This is a genomic window from Aeromicrobium panaciterrae, assembly GCF_031457275.1.
Taxonomy (GTDB): Bacteria; Actinomycetota; Actinomycetes; order Propionibacteriales; family Nocardioidaceae; genus Aeromicrobium; species Aeromicrobium panaciterrae_A.
This window is the reverse complement of the sequence record NZ_JAVDWH010000001.1, coordinates 1,910,756-1,931,435: the sequence shown is the minus strand read 5'-3', so window position 1 is coordinate 1,931,435 and position 20,680 is coordinate 1,910,756. Positions and strand designations below refer to the sequence as shown.

The 20,680-nt window shown below is 64.3% G+C and carries 15 protein-coding genes; 8 read left to right on the top strand and 7 right to left on the bottom strand.

Going from position 1 to position 20,680, the window contains the following annotated elements; translation table 11 throughout:
* Positions 1-18 precede the first annotated feature (18 nt).
* Complete coding sequence (locus J2X11_RS09860) at positions 19-897, bottom strand: decaprenyl-phosphate phosphoribosyltransferase (protein ID WP_309970150.1); 879 nt, start codon at positions 895-897, stop codon at positions 19-21.
* Positions 898-1,015: 118 nt separating this feature from the next.
* Between J2X11_RS09860 and J2X11_RS09855 the strand changes: the two genes are divergently transcribed.
* Positions 1,016-1,162: a hypothetical protein gene (locus J2X11_RS09855; protein WP_309970145.1), complete on the top strand. Its 147-nt coding sequence runs from the start codon at positions 1,016-1,018 to the stop codon at positions 1,160-1,162.
* Positions 1,163-1,271: 109 nt separating this feature from the next.
* Here J2X11_RS09855 and J2X11_RS09850 read toward each other — a convergent pair whose 3' ends face one another.
* Complete coding sequence (locus J2X11_RS09850) at positions 1,272-2,360, bottom strand: glycosyltransferase family 4 protein (protein WP_309970142.1); 1,089 nt, start codon at positions 2,358-2,360, stop codon at positions 1,272-1,274.
* 156 nt (positions 2,361-2,516) lie between these two features.
* Here J2X11_RS09850 and J2X11_RS09845 point away from each other — a divergent pair, with 156 nt between their 5' ends.
* Together J2X11_RS09845 and J2X11_RS09840 are read left to right on the top strand one after the other, a co-directional pair.
* Positions 2,517-3,251 (top strand): class I SAM-dependent methyltransferase, encoded by a 735-nt coding sequence (locus tag J2X11_RS09845; RefSeq protein ID WP_309970140.1) that lies wholly within the window; start codon positions 2,517-2,519, stop codon positions 3,249-3,251.
* A gap of 29 nt (positions 3,252-3,280) precedes the next feature.
* A complete protein-coding gene (locus J2X11_RS09840) occupies positions 3,281-7,297 on the top strand; it encodes an alpha-(1->3)-arabinofuranosyltransferase domain-containing protein (protein ID WP_309970136.1) in 4,017 nt (1,338 codons plus the stop codon).
* Here J2X11_RS09840 and J2X11_RS09835 read toward each other — a convergent pair.
* From J2X11_RS09835 to J2X11_RS09820, 4 genes are read right to left on the bottom strand one after another with little or no spacing between them, the layout of a single operon-like run.
* A complete protein-coding gene (locus J2X11_RS09835; RefSeq protein ID WP_309970133.1) occupies positions 7,192-8,406 on the bottom strand; it encodes an acyltransferase family protein in 1,215 nt (404 codons plus the stop codon). The genes J2X11_RS09840 and J2X11_RS09835 overlap by 106 nt on opposite strands.
* Positions 8,403-10,220: a hypothetical protein gene (locus J2X11_RS09830; RefSeq protein ID WP_309970131.1), complete on the bottom strand. Its 1,818-nt coding sequence runs from the start codon at positions 10,218-10,220 to the stop codon at positions 8,403-8,405. Before J2X11_RS09830 ends, J2X11_RS09835 begins: the two co-directional genes overlap by 4 nt.
* Complete coding sequence (locus J2X11_RS09825; protein WP_309970127.1) at positions 10,217-12,184, bottom strand: hypothetical protein; 1,968 nt, start codon at positions 12,182-12,184, stop codon at positions 10,217-10,219. The genes J2X11_RS09830 and J2X11_RS09825 overlap by 4 nt, the downstream gene beginning before the upstream one ends.
* Entirely contained in the window at positions 12,181-14,025 is a 1,845-nt protein-coding gene (locus J2X11_RS09820) for a hypothetical protein (RefSeq protein ID WP_309970123.1), read from the bottom strand. Before J2X11_RS09820 ends, J2X11_RS09825 begins: the two co-directional genes overlap by 4 nt.
* 159 nt (positions 14,026-14,184) lie before the next feature.
* Between J2X11_RS09820 and pgfA the strand changes: the two genes are divergently transcribed.
* The 3 genes from pgfA (at position 14,185) to rpsA (ending at position 18,165) form a co-directional block, all read left to right on the top strand.
* Positions 14,185-15,192 carry a cell envelope lipid trafficking protein PgfA gene (pgfA, locus tag J2X11_RS09815; RefSeq protein WP_309970120.1) on the top strand — a complete coding sequence of 336 codons (1,008 nt, stop codon included), beginning with the start codon at positions 14,185-14,187 and terminating at the stop codon, positions 15,190-15,192.
* A gap of 79 nt (positions 15,193-15,271) precedes the next feature.
* Entirely contained in the window at positions 15,272-16,534 is a 1,263-nt protein-coding gene (locus tag J2X11_RS09810) for a M18 family aminopeptidase (RefSeq protein WP_309970117.1), read from the top strand.
* 164 nt (positions 16,535-16,698) lie between these two features.
* Positions 16,699-18,165, top strand: coding sequence for a 30S ribosomal protein S1 (gene rpsA / locus J2X11_RS09805; RefSeq protein WP_309970115.1), 1,467 nt, complete (start codon positions 16,699-16,701; stop codon positions 18,163-18,165).
* Positions 18,166-18,230: 65 nt separating this feature from the next.
* Here rpsA and J2X11_RS09800 read toward each other — a convergent pair whose 3' ends face one another.
* A complete protein-coding gene (locus J2X11_RS09800; protein ID WP_309970112.1) occupies positions 18,231-18,371 on the bottom strand; it encodes a hypothetical protein in 141 nt (46 codons plus the stop codon).
* Positions 18,372-18,464: 93 nt separating this feature from the next.
* Here J2X11_RS09800 and J2X11_RS09795 point away from each other — a divergent pair, with 93 nt between their 5' ends.
* Together J2X11_RS09795 and J2X11_RS09790 are read left to right on the top strand one after the other, a co-directional pair.
* Positions 18,465-19,433 carry a GlxA family transcriptional regulator gene (locus tag J2X11_RS09795; protein ID WP_309970109.1) on the top strand — a complete coding sequence of 323 codons (969 nt, stop codon included), beginning with the start codon at positions 18,465-18,467 and terminating at the stop codon, positions 19,431-19,433.
* 54 nt (positions 19,434-19,487) lie between these two features.
* Positions 19,488-20,549, top strand: a complete 1,062-nt coding sequence (locus tag J2X11_RS09790; RefSeq protein ID WP_309970107.1) for a phosphatase PAP2 family protein — start codon at positions 19,488-19,490, stop codon at positions 20,547-20,549.
* Positions 20,550-20,680 lie beyond the last annotated feature (131 nt).

Genomic DNA, 20,680 nt, shown 5'->3' with positions numbered 1-20,680 from the left:
AACCCGCGAGTGACTCGATCATTTGGCGTACACGCCGATCGCGAAGATCGCGAGCCAACAGACAGCGATCAGCTGCAGCACGCGGTCACGCAGGACTGCCTCTTCGGGTTCTCCGGCAAGGCCGCGGTCAATGTCGACGGAATAGCGCAGAAGGCCCATGACGAACGGAGCGATCGAGATCGCCTGCCAGTCGACTCCGGTCTGATTCTTGATCTCGAAAGCCCAGAGGCTGTACGCAGTGATCGTGACGGTCGCTGCGAGCGTCCACACAAACCGTAGGTAGGAGACCGAGTACTCCTCAAGGGTGCGTCGGGTGCCGGCCTCGTTGCCCAGACTGCGAAGTTCGGAGTAGCGCTTGCCGGCAACCATGAACAGCGATCCGAACGAGGCGACGAGCAAGAACCACTGAGACAGGGGTACGTCGATCGCGACGCCGCCGGCGATCGCACGCAACAGAAATCCTGCCGACACGATCGCAAGGTCGATGACGGGCTGCTCCTTGAGCCACAGCGCGTAGGCCACCTGGATCACGATGTAGACGCTGAGCGTGATGCCGAGGTCGCGATCGATCGCGAAACCCAGCCCCAAACCAGCGGCGGCGACCACGATGGACGCCAGGACTGCGGCGCCGACCGAAACCTCGCCGGCGGCGACTGGGCGAAGCTTCTTGCGGGGATGCCTGCGATCGTCCTCGACATCGCGGGCATCGTTGAAGAGATAGACGGCCGACGCGGCGAGGGTGAACGCGACGAACGTGCCCGTGATGATGGCGATGTTGTTGCCGTCGCCCAGAACGCCGGCCGAAAGGGCTGCAGCAACCACCAAGACGTTCTTGGTCCACTGCCGTGGCCGCATGGTCCTCACGAGGGCGGAAGCAGTGCGCAGGGGAGTCGGCATGGTGCCCCCAGCCTAGTGCCGAACGGGACCTCGATTTCGGTCGAATCCTGCGTGCGCGCTTTTGATGGTGACCCCCTCTCGCTGGTAGACTTGGTCTGATTGAGGGAGGGACTCAACTGTGGGAACTATTACTGGCGGCATCGTCGCTTTTATCGCAGGACTTGGTCTGGCCGGAGCAACGGTCGTGGGAGTCGTCAATTCGCAGCAGAGTGCTGGCGAGAAGCCGATCGACACAACAAGCAACGTGAGCTACGGATCCAACTGATCTTCTGAACAAGAAGCGGGCGTCTCCTTCGGGAGGCGCCCGCTTCGTCGTGTGCGGGACAGTGTGAAGGGCGGACCTCCGAGGAGACCCGCCCTTCGTTCGCCTGCATTCAGACGCTGTGGATGACTTCTGCGAATTCGCTCTGCGAGGAGGCCCAGGTGAACGTACGAGACTTCACGAGCGCTCCCTGCCCAAGGAATTCGCGCCATTCGTCGTCTTCGACGAGCTGGCGGATTGCGTCGGTGAACTCGCTCGGGCTGTCGACGAGGACACCCGAGTCCTTGTGGTCAATCGACTCAGTCGTGCCGCCGGCGGTGCTGTAGGCAACGGTCGGAGTTGCATGTGTGCCGGCCTCGCCGATCACGATGCCCCAGCCTTCTTTGAGTGACGGCAACGCCATCACCCAAGACTGTGCGAGCAGCTCGTGCTTGGTCTGGTCATCGACGAAGCCGTGGAACGCGATGTGCTTGGTGACACCGCGCTTCTCGGCGTACTCGACGAGCTCTGCGTCCCACCAGCCGGCGCCAATGACATCGAGCTTGATGTCGGGATGCGTGGCGCTCAGCTCCGCGACGGCGTCGATCGCGTGCTCAACCTGCTTGTGCGGTACGAGGCGACCGACCACGCTGATGCGCGGGGTCTCTGAGCGGACGGCGTTGACCATTGGTGCAGGGTCGTTGCCGTTGTGGACGATCGCGATGCGGTCGCGGTCGACACCGAGCTCGATCAGTTCGAGGCGAGTTGCGGCGGACACGGCGACGTACTGGCTCTTGCGGTAGAGACGGGGCGACAGCACGCTCTCGATCCACCAGCCAACCTTGCCGACCAGGCCGGGGTAGACGACGGGCCACTGCTCACGGTGCACGTGGTGGACCAGGACAACGACCGGCTTGCGCGTTGCGAGGCGGGTGAAGAACGGCAGACCGTTTTGGACGTCGACGACGACGTCGACCTTGCCGTAGCGGCCGAAGAGAAGCGCGAAGAAGGTGCGGACGTAGATGTCCAGCTTGCTGCCTCGGCGCACGAAACGTACGCCGTCGACGGTCTCCTCGCGAGGCGCGTTGTCATGTGTGGCACAGGCGATGGTGACCGTGTGTCCGCGCTCAGCCAGTCCGTGCGCCATGTTCTCGACATAGCGCTCGGAACCCCCGCCTTCGGGGTTCTTGGTGTCGCGCCAGTTGCAGAAAAGTACGTGCATAGCGTTGCCGACCGAGGTCGGCGCCTCCCTCAAATGCCGGCATACTGCCCGGCACTACTCCCTCCGTGAAGTCTCCCAACTTCACGCGTCGCGTCCCTCAACGCAACGGTCCAATTCTAGCAGAGAAGTGGGCTCACCCTCGGGTATCGTGCACGCGTGCCCGACCTGCCGTTTCGTCCCACCTTTCGGCGGTCGTGGCGCCTGTTCCAGGCGTTTCGGGTCGAGCAGACCGACCCCGACCACTTCTACGGAACTCTCGCTCGCGACTCGGTCGACCAGATCGGCACGTACGCGGATCTCGCGGGTGCGTGGGTGCTCGACGTGGGCGGGGGACCGGGCTACTTTGCCGACGCATTTCGCGCTGACGGCGCTACGTACAACTCGCTGGATGCAGATCTGGGCGAGCTCTCAGGACTTGGTGACCCCGAGCCAGGCACGGTGTTGGGCAGCGGAATGCAGCTGCCGTTCGCGGACGGCAGCTTCGACGTCACCTATTCCTCCAACGTGCTCGAGCACGTCAACAAGCCATGGACGATGGCCGAGGAGATGGTGCGAGTCACCAAGCCTGGTGGTCTGGTGTTCCTCTCGTACACGCTGTGGTTTGGGCCCTGGGGTGGCCACGAGACCGCGCCTTGGCATTTCCTCGGCGGACAACGCGCCGCTCGCCGTTACGAGCGCAAGCACGGGCACCCTCCGAAGAATGTGTTCGGCGAGTCATTGTTCGCGGTGACGGCGGCAAGTGGGCTCAGCTGGGCGCACCGTCAGACCGGGTCAGACGTAGTGGCACTCATCCCGAGGTATCTGCCTCGCTGGGCGTGGTGGGTGCTGCGGGTACCTGGACTGCGCGAGGTTGTGACGTGGAACCTCGCGATCGTCCTGAGGAAGCGATGACCCGCGAGCAGCCCCGTGTGGTTTGGAGGATGCGACTCGTCGCCACCAGCATGCTCTTGACGGCGCTGGCGTTCGTCTCGCAGCCAGGTCGCATCGTCGGCGACACCAAAGCCGACCTCGCACTCAACCCGGGCGGCTTCCTGGAGCGGGCGCTCAGCCTGTGGGATCCCGCCGGATCGTTTGGACAGGTCCAGAACCAGGCGTACGGCTACCTGTTCCCGATGGGTCCATTCTTCTGGCTTGGCCATCTGACCGAGATCGACCCGTGGATCGTCCAGCGCCTGTGGTGGTCTTTGCTCTTCGTGACCGCGTTCCTCGGCATGGTCAAGCTGGCAGGAGTACTCGGACTGGGTACTCCCACGGCCCGGCTGCTCGGCGGCCTTGCGTTCGCCTTGTCGCCGCGCATGTTGTCGCTCGTCGGCTCGAGCTCGATCGAGGTGTGGCCTTCAGCGCTGGCGCCGTGGGTCTTGGTACCCCTCGTGATTGGGCTCCGTCGCGGCAACCCTCGACTCATGGCCGCTCTGAGCGCTCTTGCGGTCGCCTGCATCGGCGGCGTCAACGCAGCTGCCACGTTCGCGGTTCTCCCACTCGGCATGATCTGGCTGCTCATGGCACAGCCCAGTCGGCGTCGTCGATCGCTGATCGTGTGGTGGCCGGCATTCGTGGCGCTGGGCACGCTGTGGTGGCTAGGGCCGCTGCTTCTGCTCGGCTCTTACAGCCCGCCGTTCCTCGACTTTATCGAGAGCGCGTCCACGACGACCTTCGCGGCAACGGCCTTCGATGCGTTGCGTGGCACGTCCAACTGGATCCCCTACCTCGACAGCACGGCGGTCGCAGGCAGCGTGCTGCTGACGAGTCCGGCGGTCATCATCAACAGCGTCGTCGTGCTCGTCCTCGGCATCTGGGGAATCGGCCGCAAGGACAATCCGATCGGTCGCTTCCTCCTGGTGTCGCTGGCTGTCGGCCTCACGTTGGTCACTTTTGGTCACGCCGGGACGAATCTCGGCACGACGGGACTGCAAGGCCTTCTCGATGGGGTGCTCGCACCGCTGCGCAACACCCACAAGTTCGACCCGGTGATCCGCGTGCCGCTGGTGCTCGGCCTCGTCCATGTCGTCGGGGTGTATGCACGCCGCTCGTCGGATACGTCGCGGCGGCGGTTGCCACTGGCCGGTGTCGCACTCCTCGCAGGCGCGGCACTTTTCGGTTCGACGGTGCCCGCCTGGACAGCCGATCTGGCCAATCGCGGCACCTACACCGATGTACCGGGCTACTGGACCGACGCAACTGATTGGCTCAACAAAAACGCCGTTGGCCAGAACACATTGCTGCTCCCGGGCTCGCCGTTCGGGACCTACCTGTGGGGGAGTCCTCGCGATGAAGTCGCTCAGGCGTTCCTCTCGAGCCCATGGTCCGTACGAAATGCCGTGCCACTGACACCGCCGGGAACGATACGCACGCTCGACACCTTCGAGCGAGCCTTTGCATCGGGCGTGGGTTCTCGAGCGCTGCACGATGCGCTGTTCCGCTCGGGGATCCGATATCTGCTCGTCCGTCAGGACCTTGCCGACTCAGCTACGACAGACACCGAGCTCGTCGAGTCGACCCTGCGGAGCACCCCTGGCGTCGTGGCTGTGAAGTCGTTCGGGCCGATGGTCGGCAACCCGGCGAGCCAGGAGACTGACGACGGCGAGGTTGTGTTCGTCAACGCGGGACGCCAGTCCCGTCACCGGGCGATTCAGGTGTTCGAAGTGGAGGGTGTCGACTCCACGGTGGCGCGAGTTCAGCCCGTCAAGGGCACGCCCGTCGTCATCGGGTCGCCAGACGCGCTCCTCGTCCAGGACGGGCTGTTCGACCAGAGCACGGACGTGTTGCTCGCCGCTGACACAGACATCAGCAAGCCGCAAGGCCCCGTGATCATGACCGACACCGATCGGCGTCAAGAGGTGGCATTCGGCAGGGTCATCCGCAACAGGTCCGCGTCGCTCGGCCACACCGACCGCTACCGCATCGATCGCCCGGTGCACGACTACGTCGTCCCAGGTCAGGCCCGGTGGCAGACGGTGCCGGAGCTGATCGGAGCCGCGTCGATTTCGGCATCGTCGTCGCAGTCCGACGTCACACAGTTCTCGATTGACCAGACACGGCAGCCGTGGTCGGCGTTCGACGGCGACTCCCGTACCAAGTGGGTCGCTGGTGACTCGGGGTCGAGAGCTTGGGTCGAGGTCCGGTTCGCTGAGCCGACATCGGTGACGGGGCTCTCAGTGACGCTCACGCGCGGTCAGCCCGCGCGAGAACTGTCTGTCACGACCGACGTAGGCACCGAAACGACCAAGGTGCAGGCGGGGGAGAGTGAAGCCCCGCTCGACACTCCTGTCGGCTTGACTCGCAGCCTGCGGATCTCGGGGCCGTCTTTCGGCTTGGAGCCGCTGTCGATCGATGACGTGTCGATTCCTGAGGCGCCGCTGGCCCGCCCACTCAGGCTCCCGGCACTGCCGGAGAGCTGGGGCATACCGGACGACATCTTGTTCACTGCGCCAGCAGGTCAAGCCGCGTGTCGAACCGTGCAGGGTGTCGTGCGGTGCACGCCCGGCCGTGACGGGCTGGGCGAGGACGGACGCACGATCGACCGCATCGTCGAGCTCGCTGGCAGCGCGTCGTACGCCTCGGGGCTCAGCGCAGCGCCGCAGGAGTCAGCCGCGCTGACCAACGCGCTGAGTGGTGACGTACGCCTGCGGGTCAGCTCGACCGGCAGTGGTGACGCTGCAGCGGGCATACTCGCGGCGATCGACGGTGACCCCCAGACAGGATGGATCGCGGCACTGCGCGATGTGACGCCTGAGATCACGCTGACGTTCCCCACCGCACGGACGATGGACAGGCTGGTTCTTCGGGCCGATCCGACGCTCGCTGCGTCGGCACCGCAGCGGGCGCGACTGGTGTTCGACGACGGCACGAGCAGGCGGGTCCGGTTCGACACTGACGGCGTTGCCGAATTCCCGGCGAAGACGTCGAAATCCGTGACGATCGAGGTGACAGACGCCTACGTGCGATCGAGTCTGGCATTCGACGGCACAGGCAGTGGACTTCCTCTAGGCATCAGCGAGATCTCGGTACCCGGCTCCGGCCGAGCGCTTTCTGCCGGCACCGACAAGCAGATAGAGCTGCCATGCGGTTCAGGACCGACGGTGGCCGTCGACTCGCGCACGTTCGAGACGAGCGTGACGACGTCGCGGCGAGCCGTGCTATCGCACCGGCCACTGACTACGTCCCTGTGCGGGCTGCCAGATCTCGTGCTGGCCAAGGGATCTCACCGGGTGACGGTGTCGCCGAGCGTCGCATTCCGCCCACTCACGGTCCGATTCTCACGGACGGCCCAGGCTCACTCGGCAGGCGTCGAGGTCGACACCGAGAGGACAGGGAGTCATATCGAGGTGGCTGCTGTCGCCGGCTCGGGTGAGCAGATCCTCACGCTCAACCAGAACGTCAACCGAGGCTGGCGCGCGGGCGATAGTCCGGCAGTCACGGTCAACGGGTGGCAGCAGGGATTCGAGGTCGAGGGCGGGAAGCCGATCGACGTGTCGTTCGGTCCGAGCCTGCTCTACCGGGGGCTGCTTGCGCTCGGTGCGCTCGCAATGGCCGGGCTGCTGATCAGCGTCTGGAGGTTGCGCCGCTCACCGGACGTCGTGGACGAGCCGCGCACTTTGCGAACTAGGCTGAGGGGCTTCGTCGGTGCAGTGACGGCCATCGTCCCGATCGTCCTCGTCGGTGGAATTGGTGGAACCCTCGCGGCCGTTCTCGCGTTGGCAGCCGTGCTGCTTGTGGGCCGGCGATGGGACGCATCCTGGGTGGCGCCGGCGGCCGTTCTCGTCGCGGGGCTGGCATACGTCGTACGGCCGTGGGCCAGCTCTGATGCCTGGGCGGGAAGCCTTGACTGGCCTCAGTGGTGCGTCGTCGCGGCGCTGGCCGCGGCCGGAGGAGTGCTCTTCGACCGAGAGATCTGGGCGTTCTTGAGGCGCATGGCTGGACGCTCGACAACACGGTAGGCGATCTCGGCCAGCACGAGCGTAATGACGACCGTGAGGGCGAACAGCTCCCAGCCGTTGCCTTGGAACACGGGGATGTCCCGCCACGAGGCGACTGCATGGATCACCAACAGGTGGATGCAGAAGATCCCGTACGAGATGTGGCCGAGGTGTCGCAGGATTCGCTGGCCCAGAAAGTTGGAGTACGGGGTCCCGGACGCGGGTCCGAGGACTGACGGAAGCACGATGAGCCCGGCGATGACGGCATACAGCAGGTTCTTGCTGACCGCCTCGGTATGGGTCGGTGCGATGAGGAGGCTCGGACCCCCGACCGGTGTTGCCGCGACCGCGAAGAGCGCGAGTGCCATCACCCAGCAGATCCCAGGCTGTCCGGCGAGGGTGGACCAAAAGGACCACGTATTGTCGCGGCCGGGGCGGCGACGGTCGATCGCGATGACCGCGAGAGCGATGCCGACGGAGAACCAGCTCAGGTAAGCAGGCAGCCACTGGCCAGCTCCGACTCGCTGCGGTGCGATCGCGACGAGCCACACGACGTTGAGGACGACCAACACGCCGAGGGAGGTCAGGATGCCGCGCGGGTTCCAGCCTCGTCTGCAGACCAGGCGGGCGATCAGGGCCATCAGTCCGGGCAGCACCACATAGAACGCGACCTCGGTGGCCAGACTCCACATGTGCGTCAGTCCGGCGGGCAAGGCGCCGGTGACGTAGAGCTCGGTGAGGGTCAGGTTGCCCACCCAGGTGCCCAGGTCTGCCTGCTTGTTCTGATCCAGCAGCGCCAGTGCCGCGATCGTGACGATCAGGGCCAGCGGGACGATGCGAAGCGCGCGCTTCCAGAAGTAGCGACCGGTCGAGGGCCGCCGACGCCCACCGGCCATGGCGAGAAGGAACGGGTGGCCGAGGAGGAACCCGGATAGGACAAAGAAGAACGCGACGCCGATGTCGAGGCGCGACGACATTGCTCCCAACAGTCCGTCGGGATAGATGCCCGCCCAGAAGGCGACGTGTGTCCCCACGACCGCCAGCGATGCGAGGGCGCGAAGGCTGTCGAGGCCAGGGAAGACCTCGTGGTCCGTGGTGAACGGCGCTCCGTCGGACGCCGGTGAGCTCATTCCGCACCGACCGCCGTGAGCGGACCGACGTTCATCTTGTCGACGCACAGGCTGACGCCTGAGGCCGGAGTGATGGTGACACTGTCGTAGGCGCCAGATGTCTGTAGCAGGAGCGTGTGCGGCCCGCGCTCGATCGGCGCCTCGACAGTCGTCTTTCCTGCGCGGATCGTGGCAGTCCCGTCAGCCCCTGCGAGGTAGTTGATGCTGAGCCAGAACGAGAAGTCAATGACTGGGACGATCGAGATCGTGCGCGGATCCTCTGTCACGGCGAAACCGCAGCCCTTGTCCGGGCCCGGTTCGGTACGAGCCTCGCCCAGGACAGCGGCGGCGCTGAGTGCTCCGTCCGGACCGATCAGCTTGAGGTCGTTGCCTGCCTTGACCACGGTGAACCGCTCATCGAGTGGCGCGAGAATCCGCGACGTCAGGTTGGCGGGGAACGCCGCGGCCCACAGCACGGAGTCGGGAACTGTTGTATCGGCAATCTCGGTATTGCCGGCCTTGTCGAGCGCGGCGCGCGCCGTGTCGACGTAGGCCTGTTGAGGCATCTTTTCGCTGTCGTGCCAAGGCAGTGCATATGCGACGGAGGAGAAGAGTGACCCGACCACAATCGCGGCAGCGCCGACTTTGAGCGCGCGAGTTGGGAGGGAGACGGTCAACAGTTGGGGGTCCCGAGGCTCAGGCCGGACTGCGGCCCCGACGATCGGCATCGTCGCGAGGGCGATGCACAGAGCGACGACGCCAGCGAGGTCGGCGAGATAGCGGAGCTCGAGTGCTGCCGGGCCAACACCGAAGGCTTCTGAGCGGCCTGCGGACACGAGGTATGCGTTGAGCAGGAGGTAGGGCACGAGGACGAGCAGCGGAAGCCACGCCCGCCTGACCTTGAGGAATTGGTAGGCGCACAGCAGTGCAATCGCGACCCACGAGAACGCGATCAGCATCAGCGGTGTCCCCACGAACAGGCGCGGCCCGACGCCACCAGGCTGGCCAAGGCTGACCCAGTCCCACGGACCGCCGAGCACTCCCGGGGCGAACGACTTCACGATCGAGAGATCGAAGGTGTCGCGGATGCTGCGCCAGCCGGGGAACTCCGAGCGCGGCACGGTGGTGAGATAGATGACGAGATAGCCAATCGTCAGGACGCCATAGACGACCCACGCGTGCCAGAAGCGAACCAGCGCTGTCCTGAGTCGAGGAAGGAGGCGGCCCGTTGCGAAGTAGACGACGGTGAGGCTGACGAGCAACACCGGCAGGAGCAGCGTCTTGGTGTAGCTCGCGTAGCCGAGAAGCATGAACAGGCCTGCGAGGACCGCACTGCTGGGATGGCGCGTTCGCAGGTACATGACGTGCGCGGCAACTGCACCGAACAGGGCGATCTGGTGCGGCAGCTGGTTGAGCGATGCCGACCACCACATGATCGACGGGAACGACAGTGGAGAGACGAGGTAGAACGCCAGCGCGACGAGCACGCCTTTGCGATCGCCGAACAGGGTGCGCAGCATCCACCAGCACGCCAGACTCGCCAGCGCCTGCAGCAGGAGGATCTCGACCGTCGCGAGCAGCCAGCTGAAGGTGCCCACATTGCCGACAAGGGTCGACAGCCAGAGTCCGAACGGCATGAGGTGGATGTTGTGTGGTTCGAACATCCAGTCCAGGTCAGCGGCGCCGCGTGCCGCGGTCCCGATGAAGATGAAGTCGTCGGAATAGAACCAGCTGCCGGCCGTGGCCCACCCGCGGAAGATCAGTTGAGCAGCGATCATGCCGAAGGCAATGAGGGCGAGGCGCTCCGGGCTGCTGAGCTGGCGTCGATCGCTCACGAGGTCGCTCCGCCGTTCGTTGATTGGATGTTGCCCACGTGGACATTGTCCACGCACACGCTGAGGCTGCCCACGGTCGTGACGTTGACGTGATCGTAGGCGCCCTCAGTCTGGACCAGCATGGAGTGCAGACCCTTCTTTACGGCGACGGTCCGAATCGAGTTGCCTGCACTCACCGTGACGTGCCCGTCGGCGCTGGCGAGATAGTCCATCCTCGCCCAGAACGGGAGGTTGACGACCGGGACAATCGGGATACGGACACCGTTCTGCTGCGCGAAGTAGCCGCAGTTCTCTACCGGTCCGGGTTCTGCACGCGGTCCGTCCGGGACGGTCGCCGTCTGAATGCCGCCTTGGGCATCGATCATGTGCAGGTCGGTGCCAGCCAGCACCGCCACCAGGTCCGGCTCGAGGGGTGCAAGCTTTCGGGAAGGCAGGTTGTAGGGGTAAATCACCGGGTTGGCGACGACGACCGGCAACGGCAGGTCCGCTATGAGGACTGGCTTCTCGGACGTCCTCTCCTCCAGGTCGTCGCGTACGTTCTGCACGAAGGCCCGCTCGGGGAACGAACGTGCCGATGCGTCGTGCCACGGCGCGACGTACGTGACCGTCGAGACGATGGACCCGGCGAGACAGATGACGCCCAGCACCACAAACGCTTTGCGGGGGATATTCGCCCTGAAGTAAGGATCCTCTCGGGGCTCAAGCCTTTGCTTTGCCCCGATGATTGGCATGATCGCAGCGCCGATCGCCAGCGCGACGATGGCCACGACGTCGGAGAAGTAGCGGACCTCGCGGGCACTGACCTGACTGCCCCACGTCCCGGCCCTTCCGGCATAGACCAGAGCGGCAGACAACAGGACGTACGGGACGACGACCCACAGCGACAGGATTGCATTGCGATGGCGCGACCACACGTAGAACGTCAGGGCGATGATGGTGAGCCAAGCCGCGACGAGCCCGAACAGGGGCGGCGACAGCAGTGACTGTGGTGCACCGCCGACCAGCAGGCCGGGATCGCCCTTGTAGGCCTGCGGGACGCACTTCGAGGCCGCGATGAACGGGTCGATCCCGCCTGTCCACAGCTTCCATCGCCATGGTCCGCCGACGAGACCGGTGCCGACCGCGTCGACGATCGATGTCGACACGACACCCGGCAGCTCGCAGGACTGACGGGGTGCTGCCGGGCCCTGCTGGTGTTGCCAGACGACGGCATAGGTCACAGTCGCGGCGGTATACATCAGCCACGCAGGCCAGGAGCGGATCAAGGTGCGGAGCCGCGAGCGCAGCCCACCGGACGTGAACCAACACACGGAGATCGTGACCAGGACCAGCACGATGAGCGGGGCCTTGATGTAGCTGCCGAGACCGAGGACCAGCAGGGCGGTTGCGGCGAAGGCGTGACGAACCTTCCCCGTACGGGCGTACTTCGTGTGAAAGCCGATGGCTCCGAAGATCGCCACGTGGTGCGGCAACTGGTTGATCGCCACCGACCACCAGACGCCGGCCGGCGCTGTCATGGGGCTGAACAGGTAGAACGACAACGGGACCAGGATGCGCAAGCGATTGCCGAACACCGTCCGCAGCATCCACCAGCACGTCAGATTGGCGACGAGCTGCATCACGAGGATCTGAGCCGCCACGACGCTCCATGAGAATCCTGCGCCGCCGACGATCTTGACGAGGAAAAGGGAGATCGGCATGAAAAGGCTGAAGTGGCTGTGAAGCAACCAGTCCCAACCGTCCTCGCCGCGAGCTACGTCTGCCAGGAAGATGTAGTCGTCCCACATGAACCAACTGCCCGAGGTCATCCAGGTTCGAAAGATCATCTGCGCGAAGATCAGGGCCAAGGCGAGCAGGCTCACTCGTGCCGCGGGTGTCAGACGCGCGACTGCGCGGCGGGCGAGTGCGGCGACAGGGTCCGGCTCGAGCTCCTCAGTCGGCGTGTCATGCGTTGGAGTGCTCACTGGCTGGCCTCTGGCAGTAGCTGACCGATCCGGATCGACGAGACGCACAGGCGCTGGCCGACGAGCGCCTGAAGGTAGACGCGGTCGTACGCGCCAGTTGTCGCGATGAATAGCGTGTGCTGCCCACGCTCGATCGGCACGATCCGTGGGGACTGAAACCCGATGGTCATCGGGACCTCCCCGGTGGTGCTGGAGCGGTATTTCACGGCCATCCACAGCGGGAAGTCGATGACTCCGGGGAAGCGAATCAGAGTCTCCGTGTCCTGCACCGGGTACGGACAGTCTCCGCTCTCGTCGCGCGACGTCCGCGGGCTTGCGTCGACCACGGCTGGGACGACGTCGCCCTCCACCGTCAGGGTCGAGAGATCAGTGCCCATCAGCGTTGTTCGCAGGTCCCTCCCCAATGGAGCCAGGTGGGTGCTCAACAGATTGCGTGGCGCGGCGAGTGGATCGACGATCCGACCAGGCACCGGCACATCGGCCAGGAGTGGCTTGTCCCGAGCGATCTGGGCGGAGGCGTTCTGAACGAAGCCTCGCTCCGCATAGTCCGAGTTCCAGATCGTGGCCATCCGTGCCGTGGACACGACCGATCCGATGGCGACAGCAGCCGCGACCACGGCCAGCACTGCGCTCGGCGGGCGGCGCTTCAGGAGGGTGTGATGCCGCGGCTCGCTTGGCTCGACGGCGCCCTGCAGGGACATCATCATGAGCGCGAGCGCGAGTACGACGAACGGCATGCTGTCGGCGACGTACTGAATGGACTGCCCGGCACGGACGCCACCGATGAGGCCGAGCACGAAGCTTCGGCCCAGATAGACGAACACGATGGACGCGGCGAGGTAGACGACCGGCATCCACAGGGCGCGCAGCGTACGGGTGCGAGTCGCCCAGAGGACAAAAACTGTCGCGACGATGAGCAACCAGGCCAGCACGACGCCCAGCTCGGGTGGTGTGCCGTACATGATCGGCCCGTCTCCGAACGGGCTCCAGTTCCATGGGCCGCCCACCAGTGCCGAGCCGAATGAGGACAGCACGGTGGTCGACATCAGCTCGGCGAATGAGCCGCTCAGTGCACCCGACGGGGGGCGCTTCGAGAGATAGGTCGTTACGAAACCAAGGCTTATGGCGAGGTAGAGGACCCACGCCCGCCACTGTGTCTGGACAACCGTCACGACGCGATGGCCCACCTTGCCGTTCGCAAAGTACGCAACGCTGAGGATGGCGAGCATGACCGGGAGCAGAGCGGTCTTGGTGTAGGAAGCGAACCCGAGGACCAGAAAAGCCGCAGCCAGAAGCGCATGGGACCAGCGTTGGCTGCGCGCGTGCATGACGTGGGCGGCGATCGCGCAGAACACTGCGATCTGGTTCGGCAGCTGGTTGATGGCGACGGCCCACCAGGTCAGTGCGGGCATCGTGATCGGCGAAACGAGATACAGCGCGAGGGGCACCAAGATCTGCGGCCGGTTGCCGAACAGCGTCCGAAGCATCCACCAGCAGGCGAGGCCCGCAAGCGCCTGCATCGCGCAAATCTCGATCGCGGCCGCGGTCCAAGGGAACGCACCAAACATCGATGCGAGCTTGACCAGGACGAACGACAGCGGCATGAAATGGCCCTGGTGAACCCGGAAATACCAGGCCGCGTCGTCCTGATCGGTGGCGATGTCCGAGAGAAAGTAGAAGTCGTCGACCAGGAACCAACTCTGGCTGACGTAGATCGCCCGCCAGGCGACTTGCGCAGCGATCAGCCCCAACGCGACGATCGTGACCCAGCGTCCAGCGGGAATGTGCCGAGCGCGCGCGATCGTGGCCGTCAGGAACCGCGGCGCTGCGGGGGGAGTCACGGGGTCAGATCCTGCCACATTGACGGGTCAGGGCCCGGCGAATTATGACGCCGAAAGTCTCGTGAGAATCGTCATCAAACGGCAACGTTCGTATGGGCAAGTAGTGACCCCCCTCACTGGTAAAGTTGTGCTGATTAATACAGGTGGAGGGAGCCCACTGTGGGAAAAAAATTCGGGACGTCTGCGCTTTTTCTGGGCGCATTTTTGCTGGCACTCGCCGGCTTGTCCAAGTTCTACATGTATGACCGCCTCGCGGTCGTACCTCTGAACACTGAAACGACCAGTCACTCAAGCACGGCGCCAGGGGCCGACGCTGAGTACCTTGACGTCGCTGCAGGTCTCAAGATCACCAACGGCCCGTTGGCCAACACCAAGGTCGTCACGGGTGACGTGGAGGCCAGCAAGAAGGCCAGCGAAAAGCTCGGCAAGGACGTTGCAGTCTGGAACATCTACGACTGCACCGACACACCGGACTTCAACTGTGGCAGCGGTGAGACACCGCTGAGCGGCACAACTGACCGCGTGGCGTTCGATGCCAACACGGGCGAGACCGTGGAGTACGAAGACACCAGTAGCGAGGCCGACGGTGAAATCACCAAGCCGTTCTCGTTCGAGGGTCTCTACTTCAAGTTCCCGTTCGATGCGCAGAAGAAGACGTACCAGTTCTGGGACGGCACACTGCGCGAGGCAACCCCCGCCACGTACGTCGGCGAGGGCAAGGTCAAAGGCATGAAGGTCTACAAGTACGAGCAGGTCATCGAGCCGGTCAAGACCGGCACGATCGATGTGCCCGGCGACCTTGTCGGATCTGACGAGGCCACCGTCACCGCTGATCGCATCTACTCGAGCATCAGCACGTACAGCGTCGACCCGGTCACGGGCGTAGTCATCGTGGGCCAGACGGCGCAGGACAGCTACCTCGAGCTCAACGGTGAGCGTGTTCTGACGACGACCAAGGCAACACTCGGCTACACCGATGCACAGACCCAGAAGGTCGTCGACGAGTACAAGAGCAAGGCAATGCTGCTCACGGCCGTCAAGACCTGGATCCCCGTCTACGGCGGAATCCTGAGCCTCGTGCTCATCGCAGTTGGTCTGATGAGCCGTCGCGGCAACGCCGCTGGCGCTCGCAAGGTCGAAAAGGGAGAGCTCGTCGGCTCACGCTGACCCGATTTCCTTCCACCACTGGTGCCGCGTCCCCTAAGGGGCGCGGCACTCGTGCGTCCGGCGCATCTAGGGTGGTGCCATGGTTCTCGCCGCTGCCGCCGATTTGTGCACCTTCGTTGACCAGTCGCCGACGCCGTTCCATGTCTGCGCGACCGTGGCAGCCCGGCTCGATGCCGGGGGATTTGTGCAGCTCGACGAGCGTGACGAGTGGCCTGCTGACCAAGGTCGCTACTACGTCGTACGCGGCGGTTCGCTCGTCGCGTGGTCGACTGAGGCGAGCACCGCTCCAGCGGATGGCTTTCGAGTGGTCGGCGGTCATACCGACAGCCCCAATCTCCGCCTCAAGCAGCACCACGACCTGACAAGCGATGGGCTCGGCGTCGTCGCGCTCGAACCGTATGGCGGGGCGTGGCTCAACTCATGGCTCGACCGTGACCTCGGCATTGCCGGCCGGCTGGCTCTGAAGGACGGCAGCTTCGCGCTCGTGCACGTCAACGAGCCGATCCTGCGGGTCCCGCAGCTTGCGATCCACCTGTCGGCCGAGCGCAAGAGCGTCGAACTCGATCCACAGCGGCACGTCAACGCGATCTGGTCGACAGCAGCTGGGACGTTCCTTGACTGGGTCGCCGACCAGGCTGGCGTCGCGAGCGATGACATCGCCGGATTCGAGCTGATGACCCATGACACCTCGCCCAGCCGCCTCACGGGATCCGAATCGGGCCTGGTGTCGGCCCCACGCCTCGACAACCAGGTGACCTGCTTTTCCGGCCTCCAAGCGCTCCTCAGCGCTGAGCCGGTGGCAGGAGTACGCCCAGTGCTCGCGCTGTTCGACCACGAAGAGGTCGGCAGCGTGTCTGAGCGTGGCGCTCAGTCCGATCTGCTCGCGACCGTCCTCGAGCGGATCGTGTTGGCAGCAGGCGGCACCCGTGACGATTACCACCGCGCAATAGCCGCTTCTGTGTGCGCATCCGGCGACATGGCCCACGCGACGCACCCCAGCTACGCCGACCGTCACGAGCCGCTGCACCGCATCACGGTGGGCGGGGGACCAGTACTCAAGGTCAACGTCAACCTTCGGTACGCCACCGACGCCGCTGGCGCTGCCTCATTCGTTCGGGCGTGCGAGCAGGCAGACGTGCCATTGCAGCGGTACGAACACCGCGCCGATCTCCCGTGCGGATCGACCATCGGACCGCTCAGCGCGGCTCGCACGGGCATGTTGACGGTCGACGTGGGGGCACCACAGCTGGCGATGCACTCGGCACGCGAACTGATGGGTGCCGACGATGTTGACCTGTACGCACGTGCCCTCGCTGCTTTCCTTGCCCCGACTTCGCGCTGAAGGCCCTCGTCCCGTACGCTTGTAGGTGCGCTGAACGTCTGTATAGACCTCGGACCTAGCGGGTTTGTACTCGTCGCCCTGTCGGGCTCATCTCCTCGGCATCACGATCCAAGGGCTTTCATGCGTGCCCAACAATTCCACCCATCCAACGGAGCAATTCCTATATGACAAGCAGCATCGCAACTCCACCTGCACCGCAGGTTGCGGTCAACGACATCGGCTCTGAGGCAGACTTCCTCGCCGCTATCGATCTGACCATCAAGTACTTCAACGATGGCGACATCGTCGAAGGCATCATCGTCAAGGTCGACCGGGACGAAGTCCTCCTCGACATTGGCTACAAGACCGAGGGTGTTATCCCCTCCCGCGAACTTTCCATCAAGCACGACGTCGATCCCAATGACGTCGTCTCGGTTGGCGACAGCGTCGAAGCCCTCGTTCTCCAGAAGGAGGACAAGGAAGGTCGTCTCATCCTGTCCAAGAAGCGCGCACAGTACGAGCGCGCCTGGGGCGACATTGAGAAGATCAAGGCTGAAGACGGCGTTGTCGAAGGAACCGTCATCGAGGTCGTCAAGGGCGGCCTGATCATGGACATCGGTCTGCGCGGCTTCCTGCCTGCGTCGCTCGTCGAGATGCGCCGCGTGCGCGACCTCGACCCGTACATCGGTCAGAAGATCGAAGCCAAGATCATCGAGCTCGACAAGAACCGCAACAACGTGGTCCTGTCGCGCCGTGCCTGGCTCGAGCAGACTCAGTCGGCCGTTCGCCAGAACTTCCTGACCGAGCTCACCAAGGGCCAGGTCCGCAAGGGCGTCATCTCCTCGATCGTCAACTTCGGTGCCTTCGTGGACCTCGGTGGCGTCGACGGACTCGTCCACGTGTCGGAGCTGTCCTGGAAGCACATCGACCACCCGAACGAAGTCGTTCAGGTTGGCGATGAGGTCACCGTCGAGGTTCTCGACGTCGACATGGACCGCGAGCGTGTTTCGCTGTCGCTCAAGGCGACGCAGGAAGACCCGTGGCAGCACTTCGCCCGTACGCACCAGATCGGTCAGATCGTGCCCGGCAAGGTCACCAAGCTCGTTCCCTTCGGTGCGTTCGTTCGCGTCGAAGAGGGCATCGAAGGCCTGGTGCACATTTCCGAGCTCGCCGAGCGTCACGTCGAGATCCCCGAGCAGGTCGTCCAGATCGGTGACTCGGTCATGGTCAAGATCATCGACATCGACCTTGAGCGTCGCCGTATCTCGCTGTCGCTCAAGCAGGCCAACGAGACCGAGGCTTCAGTCGGCGACGACTTCGACCCGACGCTCTACGGCATGACGTCGTCCTACGACGCCGATGGCAACTACATCTACCCCGACGGTTTCGATCCTGAGACCGGCGAATGGCAGGACGGCTTCGACGAAGCCCGCGCTGCCTGGGAGAAGCAGTACGCCGAGGCTCACGAGCGCTGGGAAGCGCACAAGAAGCAGATCGAAGAGGCTGAGAAGGCCGGAGTTGAAGCCAGCGAAGCTGCCAACTACTCCTCCGACACAGCTGCCGGTGAGGACGCTCCTCAGCAGGAGGGCTCGCTTGCCTCCGATGAGGCCCTGCAGGCACTTCGCGAGAAGCTCACGGGCGGCGCTGAGTAAGCACCGTTCCAAAAACAAGAACCCCCGATCCACTGGATCGGGGGTTCTTGCGTTCCGGAGGTTGGTCAATTCGTGAGGGAGTTGGCCTCGAAGTAGTCGTAGTGGCTTCGAGGAGCGGGGCGGGAGCCATACCCGTCTTTGCGGATCTGTGCAGTGAGCACAGCTCCAGCGGCAGTCACCAGGAGGACGATCAGCACGATGTTCATGGCAGTAATTCTGCTCCTGTACAGATACCGCCACCAGTGGCAGTAATGCCAGTGTCCGTTGATTTACTGCCACATCTGTGGAAGGCTCGGCGCATGAAGACAGTTGCCGTGATCGTCCAGGACGGTGCCGAGCCCTTTGGCCTCGGATCGATTTGCGAGGTGTGGGGCGAGCCCTATCACCCAGAGGACGACAATCCCGTGTTCGACTTCCGCGTGTGCACGCCTCGCCCCGGACGGGTGCGAGGTCGGGCCGGCTTCGATCTGCACGTCGAGCTGGGCCTCGAGGCGACGCTGGACGCCGATCTCGTGTGCTTCTCGCCCAAGCACGAGTTCCTCGAACACGATCCATTGGTCATGGACGTCGCCAACGCTGCGTTTGATCGGGGCGCGATCATCTACGCCCACTGCTCGGCGGCATTCATGCTCGGCGAGGCAGGTTTGCTCGATGGACGCGAGTGCACAACCCATTGGCGCTATGGCGACCGTCTTGCGCGGATGTACCCGAAGGCGATCGTGCGCCCCGAAGTCCTCTACGTCCAGGACGGCAGCATCCTGACTGGTGCTGGAGCTGCAGCCGGCATTGACGCTTCTCTGCACCTGATGCGACAGACGTTCGGTGCCAAGGTTGCGGCAACGACAGCGCGCCGCATCGTCGTACCCCCGCACCGTGATGGCGGACAGGCACAGTTCGTGCGGACACCGATGGGACAGACCGAGTGCGACACCCTCTCGCCTCTGCTGGCGTGGGCGGTCGACCACCTTGAGGAGCCACTCTCGGTCGAACGGCTCGCAGCTCAGGCCCACATGTCGCCGCGTACGTTCGCGCGACGCTTCCGCGACGAGACCGGAACGACGCCATTGCAATGGCTCACGACACAGCGTCTACACCTCGCAGAGGAGATGCTCGAGAACTCCAATCTCGCGGTCGAACAGATTGCCACCCGGGTCGGATTTGGCAACGCAGCAACGTTGCGACACCACTTCACTGCTGCGCGGGGGACCACCCCGCAGCAGTACCGCAAGACGTTCAGCAGCATCGAGCCCGTCGGGGTCGGCGCGTAGGTGCGCGCCGTACCCACGCTGCAACTCGGACGCCAAAACGGTTACCCTCGAGTCGTGCGCAGAACAGGTCTAGAGCTCAGTAGCGCGCTGGCGGTTGCGAGTTTCATCGCAGCGGCGATGGTTGCGTGGTACTGCGACCTACCGCTGCGCGACCCTGATGGCTCGACTGGCCCGACCTTCATTCGACTGCCTGCCATCGTCCTGCTCGCACTGCTTCTCGACATCGTGCCGCGCGCGATCATCCGTGCTTCTACATGGCGATCCATCCGCGAATCCGTTGTTGAGGTCGCGCGCGAGCGTTGGCAGCTCGCGAGCCTGCGGTTCATGCTCGTGGGACTGATCGGCTGGTACGTCACGTACGCCTCGATCCGCAACCTCAAGGGCATGGTGCCGTTCGCCAACGGCGAGCTCTATGACACACAGCTCGATCGACTCGACCAAGCAATGTTTGCCGGTCATCGTCCGGCCGTGCTGCTCCATGATGTGCTCGGCACCGACATTGCGGCGCACGTGCTTTCGTTCTTCTACATCGTGTGGATCGTGGCGCTGCCGGCATCCCTGGCCGTCGCACTCGTATGGGCTCGTCGGGACCGCGTCAGCTCATGGTGGGTCACGGCGGTTTCGCTCGACTGGATCATGGGCGTCATCCTCAACTTTGCGCTGCCAACGCTTGGTCCGATCTACGATCGGCCGGGAGACTTCGCAGGACTGGCAGAGACCGGCACTACGTCGCTCCAGCAGTCGATGTGGACAGAACGACTCCAGGTTCTCGCTGATCCCGCCAACACGCATACGGTCCAGAACATTGCAGCGTTTGCCTCGCTCCACGTCGCGATCGCGACGACCGCGTGCATCGTCGCCCATCGCGCCGGACTGCATCGAGCGCTCGTCCAGGCGCTGCGCGTGTTCCTGGTGATCACCATGATTGCAACGGTCTACTTCGGCTGGCACTACGTGTCAGACGTGATTGCCGGACTGCTGGTCGGCATCGTTGCCGCGTGGGTTGCCGAGCGTTTCGCAGCTCCAGAGGAAGCCGAACGGGACGATCCAGCGGGCGAGGCAAGCCCAAAACGGGCCACCGCGCAAAATCTTGCTGCCAAACCGGGCCGTTCGTGACCTCTGTCACCCGCTACACGGGCGATGTTGCGATGAATGTGAACCGCCCGACGAAGTATGGTTCACTCGATAGTTGATCCGACAGTCGTCAATCCCTAGGTGGTCATACCGTGGCAGTTTCACGCCACAGG